The sequence below is a fragment of the Arsenicicoccus sp. UBA7492 genome, from assembly GCF_002479615.1.
Taxonomy (GTDB): Bacteria; Actinomycetota; Actinomycetes; order Actinomycetales; family Dermatophilaceae; genus Arsenicicoccus; species Arsenicicoccus bolidensis.
In genome coordinates this window covers 25027-50891 of the sequence record NZ_DLOE01000045.1, presented here as the reverse complement: position 1 = coordinate 50891, position 25865 = coordinate 25027, and the positions used below count along the sequence as shown (strand labels likewise).

Genomic DNA, 25865 nt, shown 5'->3' with positions numbered 1-25865 from the left:
CCCTGGGAGGTGTGGCTCTGCTGCGAGGTGAGCGCCCTCAGGGGGTCGGTCAGCGGGGTCAGTGGCGCGGGTCGTCCTCGCCCGCGCGGGTCGCGCCGCTGCCCGTGCTGTCGCTGCCGGTCGGCGGGGCCAGGTCGTACGGCTGCTGACCGGTGGGCGGCGCCGGCGGCACGTCCTGGCGGGGCATGGCGCCCTGGGCCCCGAGCAGGCCTGCGCCGCGGAGCATCTCGCGGGCCTGGGCCTGGACCTGGTGCTCCACGAGCACCTCGTACTTGGTGGCCACGACCTGCGAGACCGAGGTGAAGTCCCGCTTGCCGCGGGTGAAGGCGTAGCCGAGCAGCGCCCACACGAGTCCGAACAGCGCACCGAACAGGACCGTCGTGATGATGGTCCGCATCCCCTGGCCGTCGAAGATCGAGAAGATCAGACCCACGAACAGACCCATCCACATGCCCGACGCGAGGCCGCCGAGGGCGACCTTCTGCTGGGTGAGCCGGCCGGTCACGCGCTCGACCTGACGCAGGTCGGTGCCGACGATCATGACGTTCTGGACCGGGAAGGCGTTGTCGGCCAGGTGGTCGACGGCCTTCTGGGCCTGGGTGTACTGGTCGAAGACCGCGACGGACGACGGCCACTCGAGCGTGAGCCGCTCGGCCATGGTCGCTGCGCTGGGGTTGTTGATGGGGCTCGGGGACATGGGCTCCATTATGCCGTTCGCGCCCGGACCCACCCTGGATGTCCGCCGCACGATCGCCGAACGCAGCCAGCCAGGGATGCAGGGACGCAGGGACGAGCTCGCCTGCTCGCTCAGCGTCGGGCGTAGTCCTTGACCAGCCGCCGGCCGATGATCATCTTCTGGATCTCGGCCGTGCCCTCACCGATCAGCAGCATGGGCGCCTCGCGGTAGAGCCGCTCGATCTCGTACTCCTTGGAGTAGCCGTAGCCGCCGTGGATGCGGAAGGACTGCTCGACCACGTCGGCGCAGTACTCGGCGGCCAGGTACTTCGCCATACCGGCCTCGAGGTCGTTGCGCTGGCCCTTGTCCTTGAGGCGGGCCGCCTTGACCATCATCTGGTGGGCGGCCTCGCACTTGGTGGCCATGTCGGCGAGGCGGAAGAGGATGGCCTGGTGGTCGACGATCTTCTTGCCGAAGGTCTCGCGCTGCTGGGCGTAGTCGATGCCGAGCTCGAAGGCCCGCTGGGCCACCCCGCACGCCCGGGCGGCGACGTTGACGCGCCCGACCTCGACGCCGTCCATCATCTGGTAGAAGCCCTGCCCGGGCTCGCCGCCGAGGATCTGCGCGGTCGTGGTCTGGTAGCCGTCGAGGACGAGCTCGGTGGTGTCGACCCCCTTGTAGCCCATCTTGTCGATCTTGCCGGGGACGGTGACGCCGGGCGCGACCTCGCCGAAGCCGGGCTCCTTCTCGACCAGGAAGGTCGTCATGTTCTTGTAGACCGACTCGGCGCCGGTGTCGGTCTTGACCAGGACCGCGACGAGGGTCGAGGAGCCGCCGTTGGTCAGCCACATCTTCTGCGCGTTGATCGTCCACGCGTCACCCTCGCCGGGGACGGCCTTGCTCTTGATCGCGGAGACGTCGGAGCCGCAGCCGGGCTCGCTCATCGAGAAGGCGCCGCGGACCTCGCCGGTCGCCATGCGGGGCAGGTAGCGCTCCTTCTGCTCCTCGGTGCCGTGCTGCAGGAGCATGTAGGCCACGATGAAGTGGGTGTTGATGATGCCGCTGACGCTCATCCAGCCGCGGGCGATCTCCTCGACGCACAGGGCGTAGGTCAGCAGCGACTCCCCCAGACCGCCGTACTCCTCGGGGATCATCAGCCCGAAGATCCCCATCTCCTTCATGCCCTCGACGATGTCCGTCGGGTACTCGTCCTGGTGCTCCAGGTCGGTCGCGACGGGGATGATCTGCTCGTCGACGAACTGGCGCACGAGCTTGAGCAGCTCGCCCTGCTCCTCGGTCAGTCCGTCGGTCGTCTGGATGCGTCCCATGGGGATCTCCCGGCTTCGGTGGTGGGTGGCCTCGGTCTACCAGGGAGTATGACGAAAGGCCGTGGTCGCCGACAGGCGCACGGGCCGTGAGCCTCACCACGCCTACCTCAGGTAGATCCGCTCACCAGGCGCGGCGCAGCACCCCGATGGCCTCGGCGAGGTCCAGGCCGTGCCGCTGGGCGGTGCGGGCGAGGAGCGTGGCGGCGGCCTGGGTCTCGTCGGCGGTGCCGTCGCGCACGTGCTCGAGCACGACCGTGCCGTTGCGGCCGCGCGTGGCCACGTGCCCCTCGGCCTCGAGCTGCTTGTAGGCCTTGGCGACGGTGTTGACCGCGAGGCCGAGGTCCCCGGCCAGCTGCCGGACGGTCGGCAGCCGGGCGCCGGTCGGAAGGGTGCCGTCGGCGACGGCGCCGGTCACCTGCGTGACGATCTGCTCGTATGCCGGAGCCGGGCTGCTCTCGTCGATGGTGAGGATCACGCGAGCACGTCCTTGCCTCGATCCGCCGTGGACCGGATGGCGAGGCACATCCCCCCGGTCCAGCACGTCCAGATCGCGAGCCACACCATGGCCTCTCCCATCACGACGTTCCCCTCATTTTGTAGCATGACGTTATGCGACAAATCTAAGACGCTCCCGGTGGCGGGCGCAACCCCACCCCCTGGCCGGTCGGAGGGAGGAAAAGGGGTTGCAGGCGGGGTGCGGCGGCCGCGACAGTGGGTGGGCCTGCCGCCATACGGCCCGGGCCCCGACGATCTCCAGGAGGTGGCGACATGACGGTCCTCGTGCGCCTGCACCGCCCAGACCCCACCTCCCACCTGGAGATCTCTCATGAACTTCCCTGCGCAGCAGGATCTTTCGTTCGACTCATCGCCTGACGGCCCGCCCGAGGGCGAGCGCTGGTCCACCTGGGACGTCGCGCAGCACGGGCCGAAGCCCCGCCCCGACTGGGTGGTGACCGCCCTCGGCGCCGTCGACCAGGACCTCGGCGTCCTCAAGACCGGCAAGGAGGCCGACGTCCACCTCGTGCGTCGGTGGGTCCCCGGCGACGACGGCTCCGAGGTCGTCCTCGCGGCCAAGCGGTACCGCTCCAACCAGCACCGCCTGTTCCACCGCGACAGCGGCTACCTCGAGGGCCGCCGGGTCCGCAAGAGCCGCGAGATGCGCGCCATGGCGCACCGCACGACCTTCGGCAAGGAGGTCATCTCAGGCCTGTGGGCCGCGGCCGAGTTCGACGCCCTCGGCCGGCTCTGGGAGCTCGGCCTGCCGGTCCCCTATCCCGTCCAGATCACCGGGGACGAGATGCTCATGGAGTTCATCGGTATGACGGAGGGGCCGACGCCGGTGGCCGCGCCCCGACTGGCCCAGACCCGGCCGGACCCGGCGCTCCTCGACGAGCTGTGGCACCAGCTGCGGCGCACCCTGCTCGTCCTCGCGCGGGAGGGGTGGACGCACGGCGACCTGTCGCCCTACAACGTCCTGCTCCACGAGGACCGGCTCGTGCTGATCGACTGGCCCCAGATCGTGGACGTCATCGGCAACCCGCACGGCTTCGAGATCCTCGAGCGGGACGCGACCAACATGTGCGACTGGTTCGTGCGACGCGGGCTCGAGGTCGACGCCGGTGAGCTGGTGGGCGAGCTCGTCGCCGAGGCGACCGCGCGCTACTGACGCCGGCTGCACTCCTGACCCGGCTGACCCAGCTGACCCCTGCTGCCCGCAGACAGGTGAGGAGGCCGCCGGCACCCCCATGCCGACGGCCTCCTCGGACCGGTCCGAAGGGTGTTGGATCGACCGGTCGTGCGTGCCGGTTCGAGCCCCCGCAAGACCCGGCACATCTCGTACGACGCCGCACCCCGCCATCAGGTTGGGGCCACCCTCGCGACGTCTGCGCGGTGAGTGTCTCCGCGGGGTCTCCGCGGTCAGTAGACGACCACCGTCCCCCGCAGCCCGATCAGCCGCTGACCGCGCAGCTCGTCCATGTTGGCGTTGTGGATGCGGACGCACCCGTGGCTGCTCGGGTAGGCCCCGATGTCGAAGCGGCTGCCGTGCACTGCGATGCCGCCGTTGAAGTACATCGGGCGGTACATGCTGCCGAGCCGGCCGTGCTGCCAGCCGGAGCCGTCGCCGTACTGCGTCCAGAACCGGAAGCTGCCCGACGGCGTGACGGCGCGCACCCACCGGCCGCGGTCGCGGTAGCGCTTGTTGTTGCCGGTGCTGACGTTGTAGATCCGCGAGACCCGGCCGCCGTCCACGACGTACAACGTCTGGCGGGCCTTGTCGATCTCGATCACGTGACCCGAGCGGCTGCGGGCGACGGGACGGGTGCCCTTGCTCGCGGCGGCCTGGGTGCGGGCGTCGGCGACGCCGGTGCGTGGCAGGCCGGCGACCTTCTGCAGCGCCATGACGGCCTGGCGGGTCCGGGCGGCATACACGCCGTCGACCCGGCCGAGGCTGTAGCCGAGCGCGTTGAGCCTGCTCTGCAGGGCCGTGACGGCCGGACCGCGCGAACCGACCCGCAGGGTGCGGGCGGCGGCCCGGGGAGCCAGGGCGGCCTGCGCCGCGCTGACAGGTGCCGCGCTGACGGGTGCGGAGCCGGCCGGTGCCGAGCTGGCGAGCGTCGAGCTGGCGAGCGTCGAGCTGACGGGTGACGCGCTGATGCGTGCCGCTGCGACGGGCGCGGACTGGGCCGTGGTCCCCCCGACCACGGCACCGCCCGTGAGCATCGCTGACGCGGCGAGGAGCGTGACACCGCGACGGATGGTGGAGCTGCTCATGATGGTCCCCCCTCTGGGACGTGCTTCCTTGACACCCTCAGGACGTCGTGGCGGGGCACAAGGTTGCACGCCGATAAGGTGACCCCCGTGAGCTCTCTGCGTCGCGTCTTCGTGGCCCGCCTCGCCGGCATCGCGGTGTTCGACCCGCTCGGCGACCAGGTGGGGCGCGTCCGCGACGTCGTCGTCAGCTTCAGCGCGACCCGGCGCAAGCCACGCGTGCTCGGCCTCGTGGTCGAGGTGCCCGGCCGTCGCCGGGTCTTCGTGCCGATCACGCGCGTCACCAGCATCGACGCAGGCCAGGTCATCACCACGGGCCTGGTCAACATGCGCCGCTTCGAGCAGCGCCCGACCGAGTCGCTCGTGCTCGCCGAGCTGCTGGACCGCGCGGTGACGGTGACCCAGCCCGCCGAGGAGCCGTTCGAGGCCACCGTGGAGGACCTGGCGATCGAGCAGGACCGGCCGCGCGAGTGGTCCGTCACCAAGGTCTTCGTCCGGCGCGGCCACGTCAGCGGCAGCCTGTCGCTGCGCCGCCTGACGGGTCGCCGCGGCGAGACGCTGATCGTCGACGTGCTCGACACGACGGGCCTCGCGACCCGCCACCAGGGCCAGAGCGCCGCGCGCCTCCTCGAGGCCTACGACGACCTCAAGGCCGCCGACCTCGCCGAGGTCATCCACGAGCTGGCGCCCGGCCGGCGCGTCGAGGTCGCCAGCGCCCTGGATGACGAGAAGCTCGCCGACGTCATCGAGGAGCTCCCGGCGGACGACCAGATCGAGATCCTCACGCACCTCGAGACCGAGCGCGCCGCCGACGTCCTGGAGTTCATGCAGCCCGACGACGCGGCCGACCTGCTGTCCGAGCTGCCGGAGGCGACCCAGGAGCACTACCTGCAGCACATGGAGCCCGACGAGGCCGCCCCGCTGCGCCGCCTGATGGCCTACGACGACAACACCGCCGGTGGTCTGATGACCCCGGAGGCGATCATCCTCGGCCCGGACGCCACCATCGCCGAGGCGCTGGCCTGGGCCCGCCGCGAGGAGCTCTCCCCCGCGCTCGCGTCCCTCGTCTGCGTCTGCCGCCCACCGCTCGAGACCCCCACGGGGCGCTACCTCGGGACCGTGCACATCCAGCGGCTCCTGCGCGAGCCCCCGCACAGCCCGCTGGGAGCGATCCTGGACAAGGAGCTGGAGCCGCTGCAGCCGACGGACAGCCTGGGCACCGTCACACGGATGCTCGCCAACTACAACCTCACCGGCGCCCCCGTGGTCGACGAGGACGGTCACCTCCTCGGGGTCGTGACCGTCGACGACGTGCTCGACCACATCCTCCCCGAGGACTGGCGCGAGGAGAGGCACGAGGTGACCCATGACTGAGCGCACCCGCACCCAGGACCGCAACCGGCTGGACCAGCCTCAGGAGGCGCGGGTCCGGTTCCGGCGACCCGCGATCTTCGCCGAGGGCGCCTTCGGCTCGGCCAGCGAGGGCTTCGCCCGCTTCATGGGGACGCCGACCTTCCTAATCTGGATGACGATCTTCGTGGTCGTCTGGCTCGCGTGGAACACCTTCATGCCCGAGGCCGCGCAGTTCGACCCGCGGTCGCTCAACTACACGCTCCTCACCCTGATCCTGTCGCTCCAGGCGTCGTATGCCGCCCCCCTGCTCCTGCTCGCCCAGAACCGCCAGGACGACCGGGACCGCGTCGCTCTCGAGCAGGACCGCGCCCGCGACGAGCGCAACCTGGCCGACACCGAGTTCCTGACCCGCGAGGTGGCCGCCCTGCGGATCGCGTTGCGGGACATGGCGACCCGCGACTACCTGCGCTCCGAGCTGCGAGACCTGCTGGAGGAGCTGGAGGAGCGCGGCATGGTCCCCGAGGCCGCCGACGACAGCGACCCGGAGGCACCTCGCGCCAAGAAGGCCAAGAAGAAGAAGGCCGCGCCCGCTCCCCCCGCCGATCCCGGCGCGTAAGGAGAGGCCGGGCGGGCGGCATACGATGGGGGGCATGTCTGCCCCGTCCCTGGACCTGATCCACGCCGCCCTGGCCACGGTCGACGACCCCGAGATCCGCAAGCCCATCACCGAGCTGGGGATGGTCGAGTCGGTCGACGTCGACGACGCCGGACGGGTCGCCGTCCGGGTGCTGCTGACGGTCGCGGGCTGTCCCATGAAGGACCCGATCCGCAAGGGCGTCACCGAGGCCGTCGCGCGCGTCGAGGGGGTCAACGGGGTCTCCGTCGACCTCGGCGTGATGAGCGACGAGCAGCGCGGCTCCCTGCGCGACCAGCTGCGCGGCGGCCAGGCCGAGCGCGAGATCCCGTTCGCCAAGCCGGGATCCACGACCCGGGTGTATGCCGTCGCCTCCGGCAAGGGTGGTGTCGGCAAGAGCTCGGTCACCGTCAACCTCGCCGCCGCCCTGGCCCGTCAGGGGCTCAAGGTGGGCGTGGTGGACGCCGACATCTACGGCTTCTCGGTGCCGCGCATGATGGGTGTCGAGCAGCAGCCGACCCAGGTCGACGACATGATCCTGCCCCCGGTCGCGCACGACGTGAAGGTCATCTCCGTCGGCATGTTCGTCGCCGGCAACCAGCCCGTCGTCTGGCGCGGACCGATGCTGCACCGCGCGCTGCAGCAGTTCCTCGCCGACGTGTTCTGGGGCGACCTGGACGTCCTCCTGCTCGACCTGCCGCCCGGCACCGGCGACATCGCCATCTCCGTCGCGCAGCTCATCCCCGGCGCCGAGATCCTCGTGGTCACCACCCCGCAGCAGGCGGCGGCCGAGGTCGCCGAGCGCGCCGGGTCCATCGCCGTGCAGACGCACCAGCGCATCGTCGGCGTCGTCGAGAACATGTCCTGGCTGGAGCAGCCCGACGGCTCCCGGCTCGAGCTGTTCGGCTCCGGCGGCGGTCAGGCCGTGGCGGACTCGCTGTCCCGCATCGTCGGGGCCCCGGTGCCGCTGCTCGGCCAGATCCCGCTCGACACCCGGCTGCGCGAGGGCGGGGACGAGGGCACCCCGGTCGTCCTGTCCTCCCCCGAGAGCGCGGCGGGCACGGCCCTCAACGGCATCGCCCGTGGGCTGGGCACGCGGTCGCGCGGCCTGGCCGGCCGCAAGCTGGGCCTCACCCCCACCAGCCGCTGACGCCGGCGGGTCCACGGCGCGACTGAGCGCTGCGCTGCCGCAGCGCTGCGCCGCAACGTCTCGCGCTGGCGCACCCGTCTCACCCTGCAGCACGAGACACACTCGGCACGGTGAGCCCGCTGCCAGCGCTGCCCCGCAACGCCTCGCGCTGGCGCATCCGTCTCACCCTGCAGCATGAGACACGCTCGCCAGGGTGAGCCACCGCCACCGCTGCCCGGCCCCGGCTGCGCATGGCGTGCTGCGGTCAGGTGGCCTCGGCGTCGAAGGGCGTGTGGGTCTGGTCGTAGCGCTGCCCGGGACGGATCGGCTCCGGCTCCGCCTGCGCACTCGCCATGGCCGCGCCACCGGCCGCCGCAGCCCCCGCCCCTGCTCCCGCTGTCGCGACCGTCGAGCCCGAGGGGCCGTCGTCCAGCAGCGCCTCGCGCACGATCCGGCGCGGGTCGTACTGCCGTGGGTCGTACTGGCGCCAGTCGATGTCGTCGAAGTCCGGGCCCATCTGGTCGCGCAGGGACGTCTTGGCGCCCTCGGCGTAGGCCTTGGCCTGGCGGACGAGCTGGCCGAGCTTGGCGGCATACTCCGGCAGCCGCTCGGGGCCCAGCACGACGACGGCGATCACGATCAGGAGCAAGAACTCGGTGCCGTTGACGTCCCACATGAGGGCGAGACTACTGGGTCGGCCTGCGCGACCGGGCCGGCCGGAGCAGACGGTCCACCCCGCGGGGGTGAACTCCAGGCGTCCGGGCGGTGAGCACGACGGTCAGGCGCCGACGATGCCGAGCCGGCGCGGCCGCAGGGCAGCCGGGCGGGACACCGGGGCGGCCGGCTGCGGGCGCAGCGCGGGGTCGCGGTGGGCCAGGGCGCTGCGCAGCTGGGCGCGGCCGCGGTGGATACGCGACCGCACGGTGCCGAGCTTGATGCCCAGCGCGTCCGCGATCTCGTCATAGGTCAGGCCCTCGATGTCGCACAGCACGACCGCGGCGCGGAACTCCGGCTTGAGCGCGTCCAGGGCGCGCTGCACGTCGTCGTCGAAGGTCCCGTCGGCGTACGCCTGCTCCGGCCCGATCTCCCGGCTCGGCAGGCGCGCGGCCCCCTCGTCGGACAGGGCGTCGAAGCGGATGCGCTGCTTGCGCCGCATCCGGTCGAGGAAGACGTTGGTGGTGATGCGGTGCAGCCAGCCCTCGAAGGTGCCCGGCTGGTAGCGGTCCAGCGAACGGAAGACGCGCACGAACACGTCGTGCGTGAGGTCCTCGGCGTCGTGCTGGTTGCCGGTGAGGCGGTAGGCCAGGCGGTAGACCCGGGCCGAGTGCTCGCGCACGACCTCGTCCCACGACGGGGGCACCCAGGCCTCCGCGGTGGCGACGGCACCCTCCGGAAGGGTGGTAGAGCCGACCGGAGCGCTGGGAACGACGTGGGACGGTTCGTGGGCGACGGGGATGGTCATCTGCTGCCTCTCGGGAGGAGCGTCGGCGTTCGGTGGCACAAGATCTGCCCCTCCATGGTCGACCACGGTGCTGGGCGGTGTCTGGGAGATTGCTTGGAGCCCCGTGAGCACGGCCGCAGCCCCTCGGTAGACTTCTCGGCATGAGCACACAGAAGCCCGCCAGCTGGGCCTACGCCGAGGAGTTCGTCACGGAGGACCCGGTGGCGGAGCGGGCCCGCGAGCGCGGTCAGCAGCTCGGCTGCACCCCCGTGCTGCCCGGCGCGGCGGCCGCCCTGCGCCTCCTCGCCGCCAGCGTGCGGGCGCGCGCGGTCGTCGAGATCGGGACGGGTGCCGGCGTGTCCGGCCTGTGGCTCCTGCAGGGTATGGCGCCCGACGGCATCCTCACGACCATCGACGTCGAGCCCGCCAACCAGCGCGTGGCGCGCGAGGCCTTCGCCGAGGCACGCATCCCGCACCAACGCACGCGGATCATCGCCGGGCGGGCGCTGGACGTGCTCCCCCGCCTCGCGGACGGCGCCTACGACATGGTCGTGGTGGACGGCGACAAGAGCGAGTACCCCGCCTACGTCGACCAGGCGATGCGGCTGCTGCGCAGCGGAGGGGTGCTGGCGATGGACAACATGCTGTGGCACGACCGGGTCGCCGACCCGGCGTCGCGCGACGAGCGAACCGCGCTGCTGCGCGACCTCGGCAAGGAGCTGCGCGAGCGGGACGACCTGGTGCCGGCGATGCTGGCGGCCGGCGACGGCCTCTTCGCAGCCGTCAAGCGCTGACGAGCTGCCCAGCCCGCGCCGGCGCTGACGTCGGACAGCCGGAAGGCGCCCACCCCGAGCAGGGGTTGGGCGCCTTCCGTCATACGAGCAGTGCTCGTCGGTCTCTCAGCCGGTCAGCCGGTCACCGTCTTGATGGCCTCACCGAGTGCTGCGATCTCGTCGGGAGTCATCTCCACCACGAGGCGTCCGCCACCCTCCAAGGGCATGCGCAGGACGATGCCGCGCCCTTCCTTGGTCACCTCGAGGGGACCGTCTCCGGTCCTGGGCTTCATCGCCGCCATGCGCTTCCTCTTCCCTTATCAGTGCGACCCCACCCCACAAACGAGGCGCTGGAGTCGCAGACCTGACCTCATTATCGCAAGTCTTGGCCCATGGTTCCTAATCTTCTCCACAGGTGCCGGACGTCACTTCTTGTCGCTCTGGCGCCTGGACGGCCGGTCGCTAGATTGGGCCGCAGCCCTGCACCGCCGCAGACCCACCTCCAAGGAGAGCTCGTGACCGACACGACCGCGCCCCAGCCCGCCCAGCCTGCACGGACCGCCCACACGTCCGAGGCTCCCGTGCTCGTGACCGTCGAGGACGGCGTGGGCGTGGTGACCTTCAACCGCCCCGACGCGATGAACTCCCTCGACCTCCCCACCAAGGAGGCCTTCCTCGCGGCTCTGCGGCAGGTCGCCGACGACCCCGAGGTGCGCTGCGTCGTGCTCACGGGGTCCGGCCGGGCCTTCTGCGTCGGCCAGGACCTCAAGTCGCACGTCGAGCTGCTCCAGCGCCAGGACCCGTCGCTGTGGGACACCGTCGAGCAGCACTACAACCCGGCGGTGACGCTGATCGCCACCATGCCCAAGCCGGTGATCGCCGCGGTCAACGGCGTCGCCGCGGGGGCGGGCGCCTCGTTCACCTTCGCCGCGGACTACCGCTTCCTGGCGGAGGGTGGCGGCTACAACTTCGCGTTCACCGGGATCGCGCTCTCCTGCGACACCGGGGCGTCCTGGACCCTGCCACGCCTGGTCGGCACGGCGCGGGCCAAGGAGCTCCTGATGTTTCCGCGGACCATCAAGGCGGCCGAGGCCAAGGATCTGGGCCTGGTCAACGAGGTGGTCGAGGGCGACGTGATGGTCCCCGCGATGGACCTGGCCCGTCGTATGGCGAAGGGCCCGACCCTGGCGTACGCCGCCGTCAGGGAGGCCGTGCACCACTCGGCCCAGCACTCCTTCGCCGAGTCGCTCGCTCACGAGGGGGAGCTGATGAACCGCACCGGCGGCAGCGCCGACCACGCCGCGGCGGTCGACGCCTTCCTCGCCAAGCAGAAGCCGATCTTCGAGGGCCGCTGACCGCGCCTGGCGCCATTGGTCACCAATGACGCCTGCCGGCAGGTTGTGAACGTTCAAATACGTCATTGGCGACGGCGGGCGAGGAAGGGCGTCAGAGCGCGCGGCGGGAGCAGGTCACGGGGGCCAGGAGGCGGGCAGGTGGAGCACCAGGACCTCCTGGGTCCACCACACCTGCAGCGCGACGCCCAGGCCCACGAGGGCGGCTGCCCGCACCACGGTGCCCGCCGTCATCCGGCGCGTGGCCCCCACCCCGATGAGGGCAGCGGGGAACAGCAGCAGCAGGTAGCGGTAGAGGCTCGTCCCCGGGTCCTGCACGGCGAAGAGGTAGAGCGGGTAGGCCAGCATCCAGCTGCGCATCACCCAGCCGAGCGGCCGGGCCCACGGACCCAGCGCCAGCAGCAGCAGGACCACGGTGTAGGCCACGAGGACGACGAGGGCCTTGTCCTCGAAGAAGTATTCGGCGTTGGTCCACCACGGCACGAACGGCGTGATCTCGTGCCCGGCGCGCCAGGAGGCCATGGTGTCGGTGTAGCCGTCCGGCTGCCCGGTGGCCCACCACACGATCGCGGGCCAGACGAAGCCCGCCACCCCGCACCCGGCCAGGGTCGCGAACATCCCGGCCCACTCCCCCCGCCCGATCGGGCGCTCCGCGCGGCGCCGCCACCGCAGGACCACGGCGACCAGCGCGACCAGGCCGAGGGGGACGGCGATGGGGCGCGACAGGCCGATGAGCAGGGCCACGGCGACCGCGCCCCACCAGCGTTGCTGCTCCAGCAGCAGGAGGAAGGCCACGAGCAGCAGCATCGCGAGGGACTCGGTGTAGGCGATCTGCAGCACCGGGGTCGCGAGATAGGTGGCCCACACCGCCATCGCGAGGACGGCCACGCCGTCGGACACGTGCCGCCGCAGCAGCACCACGAGGAGCACCGCGGCTGCGGCGCCGAGGACGGTGGCGACGATCGCCCCGGCATACCGGAACTCGAGGCCGGTGACGGCCATGAGGCCCCGGGCCAGGCCGGGGAAGAGGGGGTAGAACGCCCACTCGTTCTGCTGCGTGACCCCAGCGGCGTCGACGGGGATCGGCACGGGATAGCCGGTCTCCGCGATCCGGCGGTACCACGTGCCGTCCCACATGAGGGTCATGCCCCAGTAGTCGACGGGATCGCCGGTCCAGCCGATCGGCACCTGGTGGCGGGCGGCCCGGGCGATGAGGAGGCCGGACACGAGGCGCGTCGCGGCATAGGTCAGCAACGTCACCAGCAGCAGCCGGGGCGTCCGCCATCGCCCGACCCCGCCCAGGGGCCCGGCGACGTGGGTCCGGGTGCCGACCGTGGCGCCCGCCGTCACGACGACCGGTCGGGCTCGCGGGCAGGACGGGTGGCGTCGGGATCACGCCGGGTCCACAGGCTCGCGCCGGCGGGGGCGCGCACGATCTCGGACACGTCGAGCGGCCCGGTCGTCACGTCGGGGTGGGTGGCGGGGTCCAGGCCCCTCAACCCGACGGATCCGCTGCGGACGCCGTCGCCACCCTCGCCCCGCAGCCGCTCGATCTCGTGGTCGCGCTGCCGCAGCTCGTCGACGAGGCGGTCCAGCACCTCGTCGACCTGGTCCATGCGATAGCCGCGCAGCACCTGGTCGAAGCGCAGGTCCCGCACCGTGTCGGTGACCACGGGCCCGTCGGGCAGGCCGGCATACGGCGAGCTCGACGTCGGGTCGGCGAGCGCCTGGTCGGACAGCGACCCCGGGCGCGCCCCGACGGCCCACACGAGGGCCGCGGTCAGCAGGCCCACCACGAGCACGGTCAGGACGATCATCAGCAACGGCACGCCCCCGATCGTGCCACGGGCACCGGGGGGGAAGCCATCCCCGCGCCCGGGGCAGCGAGGCCCCGAGGAGGTCACTCGGGGCGGCGGGCCGCCTGGTCCTCCCCCGATCCCCGGACGATCCGGACGGCCTCCTCGACGCTGTCCACCACGTGCAGCAGCTCGAGGTCGGAGGCGCTCACGGTGCCCGCCGGGAGCATCGAGCCGCGGACCCAGTCGAGCAGCCCCGCCCAGTAGTCGCAGCCGAGCAGCACGATCGGGAAGGACGTCACCTTGCGCGTCTGGACGAGGGTCACCGCCTCGAACAGCTCGTCCAGCGTGCCGAACCCGCCGGGGAGGACGACGAAACCCTGGGCGTACTTGACGAACATGGTCTTGCGGGCGAAGAAGTAGCGGAAGTTGACGCCGAGGTCGACGTACTCGTTGAGGCCCTGCTCGAACGGCAGCTCGATGCCCAGCCCGACCGACGCGCCGCCGGCCTCGAGCGCCCCGCGGTTGGCCGCCTCCATCAGCCCGGGGCCGCCGCCGGTGATGACGGCGAAGCCCGCCTGCACCAGCGCCTGCCCGAGCTGCACGCCGAGCTCGTAGGTCGGGTGCTCGCGCGGCACCCGCGCCGACCCGAACACGCTGACGGCGTCACCCAGCTCGGCCAGCGCGCCGAAACCCTCGACGAACTCCGCCTGGATCCGCATGACCCGCCACGGGTCCGAGTGCACCCACTCGGCGTCGCCGCTGTTGTCGAGCAGCCGCTGGTCGGTCGTGGAGCCAGGGACGCGCTTGCCGCGCAGCGTCACCGGGCCCTTGTGGTAGTCCCCTCGAGCGTCCTTCATGCGGCCAACCTACCTGCGCGATCAGGTCAGCCAGGCGAGCAGCCGGTCGTAGGCCTGGTCGATCTGGGCGATCGCGCAGCGCTCCTCGTCCTGGTGCGCGACGAGCGGGTCGCCGGGTCCGAAGTTGACGGCGGGCACGCCCACGGCGCTGAACCGGGCCACGTCGGTCCAGCCCTGCTTGCCCTGCACCGGCAGCCCCAGCGCGGCCACGAAGGCCTGGGCCGCCGCCCGGTCCAGCCCCGGGCGCGCCCCGTCGGCGGCGTCGGTCACCACGACGTCGTAGCCCGCGAAGAGCTCGCGCAGGCGCCGCTCGGCCTCGACCGCGTCGATGTGCGGCGCGAAGCGGTAGTTGATCGTGACGACGCACTCGTCCGGCACGACGTTGCCGGCGCGCCCGCCCCGGATGCCGACCGCAGACAGGCCCTCGCGGAACTCCAGCCCGTCCACGACCACGGTCTGCGCGTCGAACTCCCGCAGCCGGTCGATGATCGTGCCCGCCTCGTGGATCGCGTTGTGCCCCATCCACGGTCGTCCGCTGTGGGCGGCCTTGCCGCGGGCCGTCACCTCGATCCGGATGGTGCCCTTGCAGCCACCCTCGACCGTGCCGTCGGTCGGCTCCAGCAGCACCGCGAAGTCCGCCTCGAGGACGCTGGGGTCGTTGTGGACCAGGCGCGCGAGGCCGTTGTGCTCCGCCTCGACCTCCTCGCAGTCGTAGAACACGTAGGTGATGTCGCGGCTGGGCTCCACGGCGGCCGCCGCGAGCGCCAGCATGACGGCGACCCCGCCCTTCATGTCGGTGGTGCCGCGCCCGACCAGCTCGGTGGCGGTGCGGGTGATGGGCAGCGAGGCCGCCGGGCCCTGACCCGCGAGCGGGACGGTGTCGAGGTGCCCCGCCAGGACCACCCGCTCGGGGCGGCCGAGGTCGGTGCGGGCGACGATCGTGTGCCCGTCGCGGCGCACGCTCAGGTGGGCGAGCGGCCGCAGCGCCGCCTCGACGGCGTCCGCCAGCACCTCCTCCTCGTGGCTCACCGAGGCGATGTTGCAGACGGCCTCGGTGAGGTCCACCGCCGATGCCGACAGGTCGAGGTGCGCTGGGGTCGTCATACGGACAATGTATGCCGAGCGCCGTGCCCCGATCCCGCGCTCTCACAGGTGCTCCCGAGCGTCGCTCCACCGCGCGCCCAGCACCGACCGATAGCCTGGAAGGCATGACTTCTCGCACGGCCTGGGGCCATGGACTCGCGACCATCACGACCTCCGGGACGGTGCTCGACACGTGGTACCCCTCCCCCGTGCTCGGGGACCATGACGGCTCCGACCTGCCCGCGGCGCTCGTGGACCTCGCGGGCGAGGACGAGGCGCGGGGCGTCACCCTCGAGGCCGTCCTGACCGAGATCGACCTGGACGCGTCACCCGCCGACGCGCGCGACGCCTACCTGCGCCTGCACCTGCTCTCGCACCGGCTCGTCCGCCCCAACTCGATCAACCTGGACGGCCTGTTCGGCGCGCTCGCCAACGTCGTGTGGACCAACCACGGCCCGTGCTCGCCCGAGGGCTTCGAGAACGTCCGGCTCGCGCTGCGCGCTCGCGGTCCGGTGCAGGTGCACGGCGTGGACAAGTTCCCCCGTATGACGGACTACGTCCTGCCCACCGGCGTGCGCGTCGCCGACGCGGACCGGGTGCGGCTCGGCGCCCACCTCGCGTCCGGGACCACCGTGATGCACGAGGGCTTCGTCAACTTCAACGCCGGCACGCTCGGCTCCTCCATGGTCGAGGGCCGGATCTCGCAGGGCGTCGTCGTGGGCGACGGATCCGACATCGGCGGCGGCGCCTCCACGATGGGCACCCTGTCGGGGGGCGGCACCGAGCGCGTCGCCATCGGCGAGCGCTGCCTGCTCGGCGCGGAGTCCGGCATCGGCATCGCCCTCGGCGACGACTGCGTCGTCGAGGCGGGGCTCTACGTCACCGCCGGCACCAAGGTCACGCTCGCCGACGGCCGGGTCGTCAAGGCGGCCGAGCTGTCCGGCCAGTCCAACCTGCTGTTCATCCGCGACTCGGTGACGGGCACGGTCCTCGCCAAGGCTCGCGACGGCCACGGCATCGCCCTCAACTCCGAGCTGCATGCCAACGACTAGGGCCGAGCGGCGCCGCACCCACCGGCTCGTCGTCGTCGCGGTGGTCGTGGCGCTGGTGCTCGCCGGTCTCGGCTACGTCTGGCACACCGTGCGTGACTTCAACGAGGGCTTCGGCTCGTCCACGTGCCGGGCGGTCGCCTCGACCTACACCGCGACCTTCAACCCGGACCAGACGGCCAATGCCGCCACGATCACCGGGATCGGCACGCGGCGCGGGCTGCCCGCCCGCGCCGCCACCATCGCGCTGGCCACCGCCATCCAGGAGTCCAAGCTCGAGAACATCGACTACGGCGACCGCGACTCGGTCGGCCTGTTCCAGCAGCGACCCTCGCAGGGCTGGGGCACCGTGGAGCAGATCATGGACCCCGTCTACGCCACCAATCAGTTCTACGACGCGTTGGTCAAGGTCGACGGCTGGCAGACCATGGAGATCACCAAGATCGCCCAGCGCGTGCAGCGGTCGGGCTATCCCGAGGCCTATGCCGACCACGAGGACGAGGGGCGTGCGCTGGCCTCGACGCTGGCCGGTCACACCCCTGGCGGACTCGGCTGTCGCCTGGAGCCGCTCGCATCCGGAGACCGACGGGCCGGCCCGGTCGTCGTCGCCCGGGACCTCGAGAAGCAGCTCGCCGTGCGAGGCGTCGTCAGCGGCGACCACGTCGAGGTGCGGGGCTCGACGGCGGAGCAGGCGTGGATGGTCGGGCACTGGGCCGTGGCGCACGCGCAGCGGCACGGGCTGTCGTCCGTCACGGTGGGCGACCGGGAGTGGACGCGGGCGCGTGGCGAGGAGGGCTGGTCCTGGCGGGCCGCCCGCTCGCCCGTCGCCGCCACGGCCGTGACGATCCGCTGACCCTGGCCCTGACCCGTCCTGCCCCCTGCTGGCGCGGCGCCATTGGACACCGCTGACGTTGTGGATCGATCAAACTCCCCCGGAATCGTCCATTGGTGACCAATGGCGGGCAGGAGGGCAGGGCACGCGGAGCGGACGGCGAGAGGCGGGCAGGGCGGTCAGGGGGCGGGACGGCGAGGGGCGGGGACGGCGAGGGGCCGCTCACCCGTGTGGATGAGCGGCCCCTCGTCGTGCTTGGTGCTTCGTGCTCGTGCTTCGTGCTGTGTGCTTCGTGCGGCTCAGGCCTCCGGAGCCACGTAGCCCGGGTAGGTGCGCTCCGTCTCGCCGACGTAGACCTGGCGCGGACGGCCGATCTTGGTGGCGGGGTCGGTGATCATCTCGCGCCACTGGGCGATCCAGCCGGGCAGCCGGCCGAGCGCGAACAGCACCGTGAAGTAGTTGACCGGGAAGCCCATGGCCTCGTAGATCAGGCCGGTGTAGAAGTCGACGTTCGGGTAGAGCTTGCGCTCCTTGAAGTAGTCGTCCGTGAGGGCGACCTCCTCGAGGGCGAGCGCGATGTCGAGCAGCTCGTTCTGGCGGCCGGACGACTTGAGGATCTCGTCGGCGTGCTTCTTGATGATGGCGGCGCGCGGGTCGTAGTTCTTGTAGACGCGGTGGCCGAAGCCCATCAGCTTGACGCCGGACTTCTTCTCCTTGACGTCCTTGACGAAGCGGTTGACGTCGCCGCCGTCCTCGTCGCGGATCTTGCCGAGCATCTCGAGGACGGCCTGGTTGGCGCCGCCGTGCAGCGGGCCCGCCAGGGCGTTGATGCCGGCCGAGACGGAGCCGTAGATGTTGGTCTGCGCCGAGCCGACGAGGCGGACCGTCGAGGTGGAGCAGTTCTGCTCGTGGTCGGCGTGCAGGATCAGCAGGACGTCGAGGGCCTTGGCGACGGCCGGATCGATGTCGTAGTCCTCGGTCGGGTAGCCGAACGACAGGCGCAGGAAGTTCTCGACGTAGCCGAGGGAGTTCTGCGGGTAGAGGAAGGGCTGACCCACGGAGTTCTTGTAGGCATAGGCCGCCAGCGTCGGCAGCTTGGCCAGCAGCCGGACGGTCGCGCCCTCGACCTGCTCGGGGTCCAGCGGGTCGGTCGTGTCGACGGCGAAGGTCGACAGCGCCATGACGCCTGCCGACAGCACCGGCATGGGGTGCGAGCGACGGGGGAAGCATCGGAACAGGTCGCGCATGCGCTCGTCGAGCAGCGAGTGGCGGGTGATGCCACGCTCGAAGCTCTCGAGCTGCTCGCCCGTGGGCAGCTCGCCGTAGATCACCAGGTAGGCGACCTCGAGGAAGCTGGACTTCTCGGCCAGCTGCTCGATCGGGTAGCCGCGGTAGCGCAGGATGCCGGCGTCGCCATCGATGTAGGTGATCGCCGAGGTGCAGCTGGCGGTGTTGGTGAAGCCGGGGTCGAGCGTCGTGTTGCCGGTCGCGGACAGCAGCTTGCTGACGCCATACCCGCTGTTGCCCTCGGTGGCCTGCGTGATGGGCAGGTCGATGCTCTTGCCGCCGTCGGTCAGGACGGCCTTGCCGGCATCACTGGTCATGGGTTTCCTCCTTGGGGGGCCGTGGACACCACGGTCCTTCGGTGCTTGGACGCTACCGCAGGTGGGGCGGACGCCCCGAATCAGGATCGACCCGATCCGGCGGTAGGTGAGGCGGGGCTCAGCGGCTGAGACGTCGGACGGCGGCCTGGATGCGCTCGTCGGAGGCGGTGAGGGCGACGCGGACGTGCCGCTCTCCGGCGGCGCCGTAGAACGCGCCAGGTGCGACGAGGATCCCGTGCTGCGCGAGCGCGTCGACGGTGGTCCAGCAGTCCTCGTCCCGGGTCGACCAGAGGTAGAGCCCGGCCTCGGAGTGGTCGACCCGCAGCCCGGCGCCCTGCAGGGCCGGCAGCAGGGCGGCGCGCCGCTCGGCATACCGGGCACGCTGCTCGGCCACGTGGGCGTCGTCGCCGAGGGCGACGCGCATCGCCTCCTGGACCGGCCAGGGGACGATCATCCCGGCGTGCTTGCGAATCTCCAGCAGCTGCTTGACGATCCGCGGGTCACCGGCGACGAGGGCGGCGCGGTAGCCCGCGAGGTTGGACTGCTTGGACAGCGAGTAGCACGCCAGCAGGCCCTCGGTCGAGCCCTCGTTGACGCGGGGGTCGAGGATGCTGGGAACGTGGCCCGGCCGCGGCAGCCCGTCGACGAGCGCGCCGTCGTCCCAGACGAGCTCGGCGTAGCACTCGTCGCTCGCGACGACCACGCCGTTGTCCCGTGCCCACCGGACGACCCTCGCGAGCGTGTCGACGTCGTGGACGGCGCCGGTCGGGTTGCTGGGCGAGTTGACCCACAGCAGCCGTATGGCGCCTGCCTGCGGCAGGTCGCCCGCCAGGTCGACGACCACCGGCTCGGCGCGGGCGATCCGGGTGCCGACGTCGTAGGTCGGGTAGGCCACGGCGGGGATGCCGACCTGGTCACCGGGCCCGAGGCCGAGCAGCAGGGGCAGCCACGCGACGAGCTCCTTGGAGCCGACCGTCGGCAGCACGCCGGCGGGGTCCAGGCTGGGGACACCACGACGCCGCTCGAACCAGCCGGCCACCGCCTCGCGCAGCGCGGGCGTGCCGTAGGTCTGCGGGTAGCCGTGGGCGTCCGACGCGTCGGCCAAGGCACGACGCACCACCTCGGGGGTGGGGTCGACCGGGGTGCCGACGGACAGGTCGACGATGCCGTCAGGGTGTGCCCGCGCGGCCGCCTTGGCGGGCTCGAGCGAGTCCCAGGGGAAGTCCGGAAGCGCGACGCGGCTGGGCGGCGCCACGCGTCAGGCGTCCTGGGCCTGCGGGGGCAGGGCGGCGATGATCGGGTGGTCCTTCTTGATCATGCCCATCTTGGCGGCGCCGCCGGGGCTGCCCAGGTCGTCGAAGAACTCGACGTTGGCCTTGTAGTAGTCGGTCCACTGCTCGGGGACGTCGTCCTCGTAGTAGATGGCCTCGACGGGGCAGACGGGCTCGCAGGCACCGCAGTCCACGCACTCGTCCGGGTGGATGTAGAGCGAGCGCTCACCCTCGTAGATGCAGTCGACAGGGCACTCCTCGATGCAGGCCTTGTCCTTGAGGTCGACGCACGGCTGGGCGATCACGTAGGTCATTGCTCAGTACCTTCCGGGGGGGCGGGGTGTATCAGGACAACACTATGCCGTCGCAGGCGGTGCACCGGCACGGTGTCTGGCGGCTGGACGGCCCGGTCAGGTGCGCTTGGTCTGCCCCTTGACGGGTCCGGTGCACCGGACCTTGTCCTGCGGGGTGTAGCTGGTGACGAAGCCGTCGGTCTTGACGACCTGGCCGCCCTTGATCATCTGGCGGGTGATCGTGACCTCGAAGCCCGGCACGGGCACCTGCGACTGGCAGGTCGGGCTGGCGTCCTCGATCGTGCGGGGCGGGACGATCTTGCGCCGCGGGCTCTTGAGGGCCTTGACCTCGTCGTAGCGCTTGGTGCTCCACAGCTCGAACTTGAGCACGCCGTCCTCGACCCAGGAGTGCACCAGCACGGCGTGCTGGCTGTCGTTGCGCCACTTGTTGTCCAGCGTCGGCCAGCTGACCGTCGCCTCGCGTCCCTCGGGGTAGTGCGTGATGTAGAAGCTGTGGGCGCGGTGCTCGACCAGCTCCATCCCCGCGAAGAACGCGGAGTTGAGCACCGACGTGGACACCTGGGAGACGCCGCCGCCCGTGTCGCGCACGTAGCGCGAGCCCTGGATGATGAGGGCGTCGCGGTAGCCCTTGGCCGGGGTCCGCTCGCCCACGATGCCGTTGAGGCTGAACGTCTCCCCCGGCTTGATGATCGTGCCGTCGATGGCGCCGGCCGCGAGCCGGATGTTGGCGGTGCGGTTGGGGTTGTAGGGCAGGTCCGCGTCGTAGCGCGAGACGACCTCCTTGATCCCCCAGGTCGCCACCTCCTGGGCGCCGATCCCGGGCTCCACCGGCTGGGCCTTGACGGTCGCGGTGCGCGCGGGCGACGAGACGGCGCCGAGCACGGCCGCGGACAGCTGCTCGGCGGGCACCTCGGTGCCGTTGCGCCCGGGGACGGTCTGGGGCCGGCCGTCGACGAGCCGCACGGTGGCGTTGACGGGCGGCGTCTCGATGCCCGGGGCGACCCCCGCGAGCAGCCGGCCCAGCTTGTCCTGGTCGACCTGCGGGGCGAGCGCCCCGTCCTTGGGCGCGAAGGCGATGACGGACGCCAGCTGCGCGGGGGCCAGCACGCCCTTGCGGGTGCCGTCCGTGACGGTGACGGGTCCGGCGAGCACCGGCCGGGCGACGGTGGAGACGGCCTGGTCGACGGCCTTCTGGGGTATGGCGGGCTGCTGCTCCTGCATCACGGCGTCCGTCGTGGTGGTGCGGGGCCACTGCTCGAGCAACCGGTCGCGGGTGCGGTCCACGTCGAGGCGGCGACCGACGACGGCGTCCTTGGCCTCGACGGCGCCCTTGGCGATGGACAGCGCGCCGTCCGTGGCGGACACGTCGAGGGTGGTGCGGGCCTTGCCGAGGGCCGCGTCCAGGGTCTCCTCGTCGACGTCGACCTCCACGTCCCGGTCGCCGCCACCGGTGAGGTGCGCGGCGACGTCCCGCGGGTCGAGCGAGAAGCGGGTGAGCCCGGTCAGGCTGCCCGGCACGTCGACGGACAGTCCCGCGGCACGCGGGTCGAGGGTGGCGGTCCGCTCCCCGGAGCGCAGCGTGACCGGCTTGGTGGCCAGCGGCGCCAGGCGGTCGGTCAGGGTGCGCTCGGCGGCGGCCTGGTCCATCCCGCCGATCGACACCCCACCCACGCGGGTCCCGGCCGGAGCCTGGCGGGTGAGGATCGCCGCGAGGCCGGCATACAGCCCCAGGAGCACGGCGAGCGAGACGAGCAGGCGCACGAGCACAGCGGTGCCCGAACGGCTCGTCCCGGAGGGGGAAGCAGCCATCACAACTCCTGGATCAGACGGTCAGGGACACGTTACGTGGTCCACCGTCACGAAAGGTGACCAAACGCGCCACGGTAGTAGGTCAGGGCCTCGCCGGCGTGCGCCGGCACCTCGAGACCGACCACGGCCCCGATGATGATCGAGTGGTCGCCCGCCTCCACGACCTGCGTGGTCCGGCACTCCACGGCCGTGAGCACGTCGTCGAACATCGCGACCCCCGTCTCGGCCCCGCGATGGTGCGCCACGCGGTCGAGCTGGCCGTGCACGGGACGCCCCCTCGTCGCGAACCACGCCGCGTGCGAACGGGACTCGGCGGGCAGGACGTTGACGCCCCAGACCCCGGTCTCGAGCACCACGTCGTGGAAGCGCGCCTCCTGCTCGACGCAGCACAGCAGGAGCAGCGGGTCGAGGGAGACCGACGTGATCGCGTTGGCCGTCATCGCGTGGTCGACGCCGTCCAGGCAGGTCGTCAGCACCGAGACACCGGTCGCGAACCGACCCATCGCCCGGCGGAACACGTCCCGGTCCGGTGGATGGTTGTGGACCTCTGCCATTTCCTGCGCGTGCGGCGCGCTCTCACTCATCGGTTCCTCCCCCTGGTGCGCCGGTCAGCGGGTCCACGAGGACATAGGCCTCGCGCCCCGCCAGCCGGGCGGCGATGTCGTTGGACAGGGCGTAGTAGCCGTCGTGCACCGTGACCTGCGTCGGATGCTCCCGCAGCGCGGAGACCTGGACGCGGGCCGCCGCGGGATCGACCACGACGTGGGTGACCAGTTCGTCCGCCACCACCGACGGCGGATAGGCGTCGTCCCGGCCGGGCACCACGACGTCCGTGCGGTGGACGTGCTCGGTCAGCCAGGACCGGTCCTCCACCGCCCACGACCGCGGCACCACCACCAGCAGCACATGGGGCGACTCCTCGAGGGACGCCACCGCCGCCAGGGTCGCCCGGTGGGCCGCGACGTGGTCGGGGTGCTCGTACCCGCCGTGCGGGTCGTAGGTGATGACGGCGTCGGGACGCAGCTCGCGCAGCACGGCGGCCAGGGCGTCGACGGCGGCCCCTCCTGCGGTGGCGAACGCGTCGGGGTGATCGGCGGCCGGGGTTCCCGCCATACCGGAGTCGCGCCAGCGTGGGGCAGGGTCGGCCGATCCCCGGGAGCCGTCCGCCCCGAGCAGGTGCGAGGTGGCGCCCAGCACGCGCGTGGCGCCGGCCAGCTCGCCGCGTCGGTGGGCCGCGAGCGCGGGGCCGTCGCCCTCGAGGTGGCGCAGGTCCGGCGGGATCACCTCGCCCTCCTCACCGAGGGTGCAGGTGACGACGTGGACGTCCGCGCCCTGCGCCACCAGGTGGGCCGTCGTCACCCCGGTCCACAGCGTCTCGTCGTCGGGATGGGCATGCACGAGAACGACCCGCCGCAGGGCCAGGTCGTCGAGGGAGCTCGTCAGGGTCATCCCGCAGAACGTTACTCGTCCCCACGGATCGGTGCCGCGACGGCCGCTCCGCCGGGATCTCGCCCCTTGCGAGACGCGGGATCAGAACGGGGACGACGCAGTTCACACCTCGTTCACGACCTCCGCCTATGCTCCCCGCAGACCCCCACCCGGCTGGAGATCCCATGCAGCAGAACTTCCGTGAGTACCTCGCCACCCTGCACGACCAGGGGTACACCGTGCGTGACGACCAGGGCTCGGACCCCGACCTCATCGACCCCCTGGGCAACCCCGTCGAGACCTGGCGCGAGGACTACCCCTACGACGAGCGCCTCGACCGCGAGCAGTACGACATCGAGAAGTACCTCCTGCAGGTCGAGCTGCTGAAGTTCCAGAAGTGGACGCGACAGACCGACAGCAAGCACCTCCTCCTCTTCGAGGGGCGGGACGCTGCGGGCAAGGGCGGCACGATCAAGCGGTTCACCGAGCACCTCAACCCTCGGTATGCCCGCGTCGTCGCCCTGGTGAAGCCCACCGAGACCGAGCTGGGGCAGTGGTACTTCCAGCGCTACGTCCAGCACTTCCCCACGTCCGGGGAGATGGTCATGTTCGACCGCTCCTGGTACAACCGGGCCGGGGTCGAGCGGGTCATGGGCTTCTCCACGGACGAGCAGTACACCCAGTTCATGCAGCAGGCGCCGGTGTTCGAGAAGATGCTGGTCGACTCCGGGATCTCGCTCACCAAGCTGTGGTTCTCGGTGTCGCGCAGCGAGCAGCGCACCCGCTTCGCCATCCGCCAGATCGACCCCGTGCGGCAGTGGAAGCTCTCGCCGATGGACCTCGAGTCGCTCGACAAGTGGGACCGCTACGGCGAGGCCAAGGAGGCGATGTTCACCGCCACCGACACGGACTACGCGCCCTGGACGACGATCAAGTCCAACGACAAGAAGCGCGGTCGCATCAACGCGATGCGCTACTTCCTCAACAAGTTCGACTACGACGGCAAGGACCCGGACGTGGTGTTCGAGCCGGACCCGCTGATCGTGCGGCGGGGCATTGACACCGTGGACGACTGAGCCGAGGACACGAGCGAGGTACGAGCGAGGCCCGCAGGCGAGGCAGAGTCCACGGCATGGGTTCCGTGGACGACTGACGTCTGGGCGACGACAGCGTGAGGACCCGAGCGAGGTATGAGCGAGGCCCGGAGCGCCGAGGAGCCCAGACCGAGGATGCCGAGGACACGTCTCGGGCTGCAGCGCTCGTCTCGCCCTGCAGCCTGAGACGCGCGCGGCAGGGCGGGACGGGGCGTCAGACGACGGTGCGCAGCTCCGGGAAGTGGCAGGCCACGCGGTGGCCGGGCTCGACCTCGACGGGCAGGGGCACCTCGGCGGCGCAGCGCTCCTCGGCCTTGGGGCACCGGGTGCGGAACACGCAGCCCGAGGGTGGGTTCTGCGGCGAGGGCAGGTCGCCCTTGAGTAGGATCCGCTCGCGCCGCTCCTGGTGGCGGGGGTCGGGCACGGGGACGGCCGACAGCAGCGCGTGCGTGTAGGGGTGGAGCGGCCGTTCGTAGAGCTCGTCGCGGTCGGCCTCCTCCATGACCTTGCCGAGGTACATCACGACGACCCGGTCGGAGATGTGGCGGACCACGGACAGGTCGTGCGCGATGAAGACGTAGGCCATCCCCTGCTCGTCCTGGATCTCCTCGAGCAGGTTGACGACCTGGGCCTGGATCGACACGTCGAGGGCGGACACCGGCTCGTCGCAGACGACGAGGCGTGGGCGCAGCGCCACCGCGCGGGCGACGCCGATGCGCTGGCGCTGCCCGCCGGAGAACTCGTGCGGGTAGCGGTTGTAGTGCTCCGGGTTGAGACCCACGCGCTCCATCAGGCCCTGGACGGTGCGCTTGACGCCGCCCTCGGGCTTGATCCCCTGGATCTCGAAGGGCGCCGCGATGATCGAGCCGATCGTGTGGCGGGGGTTGAGGGAGCCGTAGGGGTCCTGGAAGACCATCTGCATCTCACGGCGCAGGCGCCGCAGGTGCGTGCCCTTGGCGCGGGTGATGTCCTCGCCGTCGAACGCGATGCGGCCGCCGGTGGGCTCGAGGAGCTTGAGCATCGTGCGCCCGGCGGTGGACTTGCCGCAGCCGGACTCCCCCACCAGGCCGAGGGTCTCGCCCTGGCGCAGCTCGAGGGTGATGCCGTCGACGGCCTTGACGGGGGCGTCGGGTCGCTTGACCAGGGTCTGACGGAACTGCGGGAAGTGCTTCTGCAGGTCGGTGACCCGCAGCAGGGGCTCGCCGCCGGCGCGGGGCGCGGGCGCGGCGGACGGGGTGACGGCGGTGCTCATGCTGGTGTGGTCCTTCCG

The 25865-nt window shown here is 71.7% G+C and carries 27 protein-coding genes; 9 read left to right on the top strand and 18 right to left on the bottom strand.

Translation table 11 applies throughout. The features are described 5' to 3' along the window. Positions 1-58: 58 nt before the first annotated feature. The 3 genes from B4E97_RS13770 to B4E97_RS13760 form a co-directional block, all read right to left on the bottom strand. Positions 59-697, bottom strand: coding sequence for a general stress protein (locus B4E97_RS13770; RefSeq protein ID WP_019286165.1), 639 nt, complete (start codon positions 695-697; stop codon positions 59-61). 110 nt (positions 698-807) lie between these two features. Continuing rightward, the gene (locus tag B4E97_RS13765) at positions 808-2004 is read right to left on the bottom strand and encodes an acyl-CoA dehydrogenase family protein (protein WP_286960276.1); all 1197 of its coding nucleotides are present in this window, start codon (positions 2002-2004) and stop codon (positions 808-810) included. Positions 2005-2125: 121 nt separating this feature from the next. Then, the gene (locus tag B4E97_RS13760) at positions 2126-2479 is read right to left on the bottom strand and encodes a GntR family transcriptional regulator (RefSeq protein ID WP_019286168.1); all 354 of its coding nucleotides are present in this window, start codon (positions 2477-2479) and stop codon (positions 2126-2128) included. Between the two features lie 351 nt (positions 2480-2830). Between B4E97_RS13760 and B4E97_RS13755 the strand changes: the two genes are divergently transcribed. Continuing rightward, entirely contained in the window at positions 2831-3670 is an 840-nt protein-coding gene (locus tag B4E97_RS13755) for a serine protein kinase RIO (RefSeq protein WP_029210368.1), read from the top strand. A 251-nt stretch (positions 3671-3921) separates the two neighbouring features. On the opposite strand, the gene B4E97_RS13750 is transcribed toward B4E97_RS13755, so the two are convergent. Then, on the bottom strand, positions 3922-4776 hold the full coding sequence (locus tag B4E97_RS13750) for a L,D-transpeptidase family protein (protein WP_239263182.1): 855 nt from the start codon (positions 4774-4776) through the stop codon (positions 3922-3924). 87 nt (positions 4777-4863) lie between these two features. Between B4E97_RS13750 and B4E97_RS13745 the strand changes: the two genes are divergently transcribed. The 3 genes from B4E97_RS13745 to B4E97_RS13735 are packed head-to-tail and all read left to right on the top strand — an operon-like array spanning position 4864 to position 7910. Continuing rightward, positions 4864-6147 carry a magnesium transporter MgtE N-terminal domain-containing protein gene (locus B4E97_RS13745; protein WP_019286172.1) on the top strand — a complete coding sequence of 428 codons (1284 nt, stop codon included), beginning with the start codon at positions 4864-4866 and terminating at the stop codon, positions 6145-6147. Next, positions 6140-6742, top strand: a complete 603-nt coding sequence (locus B4E97_RS13740; protein WP_019286173.1) for a DUF1003 domain-containing protein — start codon at positions 6140-6142, stop codon at positions 6740-6742. The genes B4E97_RS13745 and B4E97_RS13740 overlap by 8 nt, the downstream gene beginning before the upstream one ends. Before the next feature lie 34 nt (positions 6743-6776). Beyond that, positions 6777-7910: an Mrp/NBP35 family ATP-binding protein gene (locus tag B4E97_RS13735; RefSeq protein WP_029210364.1), complete on the top strand. Its 1134-nt coding sequence runs from the start codon at positions 6777-6779 to the stop codon at positions 7908-7910. Between the two features lie 244 nt (positions 7911-8154). On the opposite strand, the gene B4E97_RS13730 is transcribed toward B4E97_RS13735, so the two are convergent. Then, a complete protein-coding gene (locus tag B4E97_RS13730; RefSeq protein ID WP_286960275.1) occupies positions 8155-8565 on the bottom strand; it encodes a twin-arginine translocase TatA/TatE family subunit in 411 nt (136 codons plus the stop codon). A gap of 102 nt (positions 8566-8667) precedes the next feature. Next, positions 8668-9351, bottom strand: a complete 684-nt coding sequence (gene sigE, locus B4E97_RS13725) for an RNA polymerase sigma factor SigE (protein ID WP_286960273.1) — start codon at positions 9349-9351, stop codon at positions 8668-8670. Positions 9352-9491: 140 nt separating this feature from the next. On the opposite strand from sigE, the gene B4E97_RS13720 reads away from it, so the two are divergent. Then, entirely contained in the window at positions 9492-10124 is a 633-nt protein-coding gene (locus B4E97_RS13720) for an O-methyltransferase (RefSeq protein ID WP_019286177.1), read from the top strand. Between the two features lie 113 nt (positions 10125-10237). Here the strand turns inward: B4E97_RS13720 and B4E97_RS13715 are convergent, their stop codons facing one another. Further along, positions 10238-10405 (bottom strand): DUF3117 domain-containing protein, encoded by a 168-nt coding sequence (locus B4E97_RS13715; protein ID WP_019286178.1) that lies wholly within the window; start codon positions 10403-10405, stop codon positions 10238-10240. 213 nt (positions 10406-10618) lie between these two features. On the opposite strand from B4E97_RS13715, the gene B4E97_RS13710 reads away from it, so the two are divergent. Next, positions 10619-11458: an enoyl-CoA hydratase/isomerase family protein gene (locus tag B4E97_RS13710; protein WP_286960272.1), complete on the top strand. Its 840-nt coding sequence runs from the start codon at positions 10619-10621 to the stop codon at positions 11456-11458. A 114-nt stretch (positions 11459-11572) separates the two neighbouring features. On the opposite strand, the gene B4E97_RS13705 is transcribed toward B4E97_RS13710, so the two are convergent. From B4E97_RS13705 to dapE, 4 genes are all read right to left on the bottom strand, one after another. Then, positions 11573-12805 (bottom strand): hypothetical protein, encoded by a 1233-nt coding sequence (locus B4E97_RS13705; protein ID WP_286960271.1) that lies wholly within the window; start codon positions 12803-12805, stop codon positions 11573-11575. Beyond that, positions 12802-13284, bottom strand: a complete 483-nt coding sequence (locus tag B4E97_RS13700) for a DivIVA domain-containing protein (RefSeq protein ID WP_286960270.1) — start codon at positions 13282-13284, stop codon at positions 12802-12804. Before B4E97_RS13700 ends, B4E97_RS13705 begins: the two co-directional genes overlap by 4 nt. A 71-nt stretch (positions 13285-13355) precedes the next feature. After that, positions 13356-14111 (bottom strand): TIGR00730 family Rossman fold protein, encoded by a 756-nt coding sequence (locus B4E97_RS13695; RefSeq protein ID WP_286960268.1) that lies wholly within the window; start codon positions 14109-14111, stop codon positions 13356-13358. Positions 14112-14132: 21 nt separating this feature from the next. Then, the gene (dapE, locus tag B4E97_RS13690) at positions 14133-15215 is read right to left on the bottom strand and encodes a succinyl-diaminopimelate desuccinylase (protein WP_239263202.1); all 1083 of its coding nucleotides are present in this window, start codon (positions 15213-15215) and stop codon (positions 14133-14135) included. A gap of 104 nt (positions 15216-15319) precedes the next feature. Here dapE and dapD point away from each other — a divergent pair, with 104 nt between their 5' ends. Together dapD and B4E97_RS13680 are read left to right on the top strand one after the other, a co-directional pair. Continuing rightward, complete coding sequence (gene dapD, locus B4E97_RS13685; RefSeq protein ID WP_286957248.1) at positions 15320-16246, top strand: 2,3,4,5-tetrahydropyridine-2,6-dicarboxylate N-succinyltransferase; 927 nt, start codon at positions 15320-15322, stop codon at positions 16244-16246. Beyond that, positions 16233-17096 carry a hypothetical protein gene (locus tag B4E97_RS13680; RefSeq protein WP_286960267.1) on the top strand — a complete coding sequence of 288 codons (864 nt, stop codon included), beginning with the start codon at positions 16233-16235 and terminating at the stop codon, positions 17094-17096. The genes dapD and B4E97_RS13680 overlap by 14 nt, the downstream gene beginning before the upstream one ends. Before the next feature lie 278 nt (positions 17097-17374). Here B4E97_RS13680 and B4E97_RS13675 read toward each other — a convergent pair whose 3' ends face one another. From B4E97_RS13675 to mshB, 6 genes are all read right to left on the bottom strand, one after another. After that, entirely contained in the window at positions 17375-18679 is a 1305-nt protein-coding gene (locus B4E97_RS13675; RefSeq protein ID WP_239263219.1) for a citrate synthase, read from the bottom strand. Between the two features lie 118 nt (positions 18680-18797). Then, positions 18798-19934, bottom strand: a complete 1137-nt coding sequence (dapC, locus tag B4E97_RS13670) for a succinyldiaminopimelate transaminase (RefSeq protein WP_286960266.1) — start codon at positions 19932-19934, stop codon at positions 18798-18800. Between the two features lie 3 nt (positions 19935-19937). Beyond that, positions 19938-20264: a ferredoxin gene (fdxA, locus tag B4E97_RS13665; protein ID WP_019286190.1), complete on the bottom strand. Its 327-nt coding sequence runs from the start codon at positions 20262-20264 to the stop codon at positions 19938-19940. A 96-nt stretch (positions 20265-20360) separates the two neighbouring features. Continuing rightward, positions 20361-22073: a VanW family protein gene (locus tag B4E97_RS13660; RefSeq protein ID WP_286960265.1), complete on the bottom strand. Its 1713-nt coding sequence runs from the start codon at positions 22071-22073 to the stop codon at positions 20361-20363. 47 nt (positions 22074-22120) lie between these two features. Next, the gene (locus B4E97_RS13655) at positions 22121-22657 is read right to left on the bottom strand and encodes a flavin reductase family protein (protein ID WP_239263227.1); all 537 of its coding nucleotides are present in this window, start codon (positions 22655-22657) and stop codon (positions 22121-22123) included. Next, positions 22650-23522: an N-acetyl-1-D-myo-inositol-2-amino-2-deoxy-alpha-D-glucopyranoside deacetylase gene (mshB, locus tag B4E97_RS13650; RefSeq protein ID WP_286960264.1), complete on the bottom strand. Its 873-nt coding sequence runs from the start codon at positions 23520-23522 to the stop codon at positions 22650-22652. Before mshB ends, B4E97_RS13655 begins: the two co-directional genes overlap by 8 nt. A gap of 164 nt (positions 23523-23686) precedes the next feature. Here mshB and ppk2 point away from each other — a divergent pair, with 164 nt between their 5' ends. Further along, on the top strand, positions 23687-24577 hold the full coding sequence (gene ppk2, locus B4E97_RS13645; RefSeq protein ID WP_286960263.1) for a polyphosphate kinase 2: 891 nt from the start codon (positions 23687-23689) through the stop codon (positions 24575-24577). 232 nt (positions 24578-24809) lie between these two features. Here ppk2 and B4E97_RS13640 read toward each other — a convergent pair whose 3' ends face one another. Next, positions 24810-25847 (bottom strand): ABC transporter ATP-binding protein, encoded by a 1038-nt coding sequence (locus B4E97_RS13640; protein WP_286960261.1) that lies wholly within the window; start codon positions 25845-25847, stop codon positions 24810-24812. Between the last annotated feature and the right edge of the window lie 18 nt (positions 25848-25865).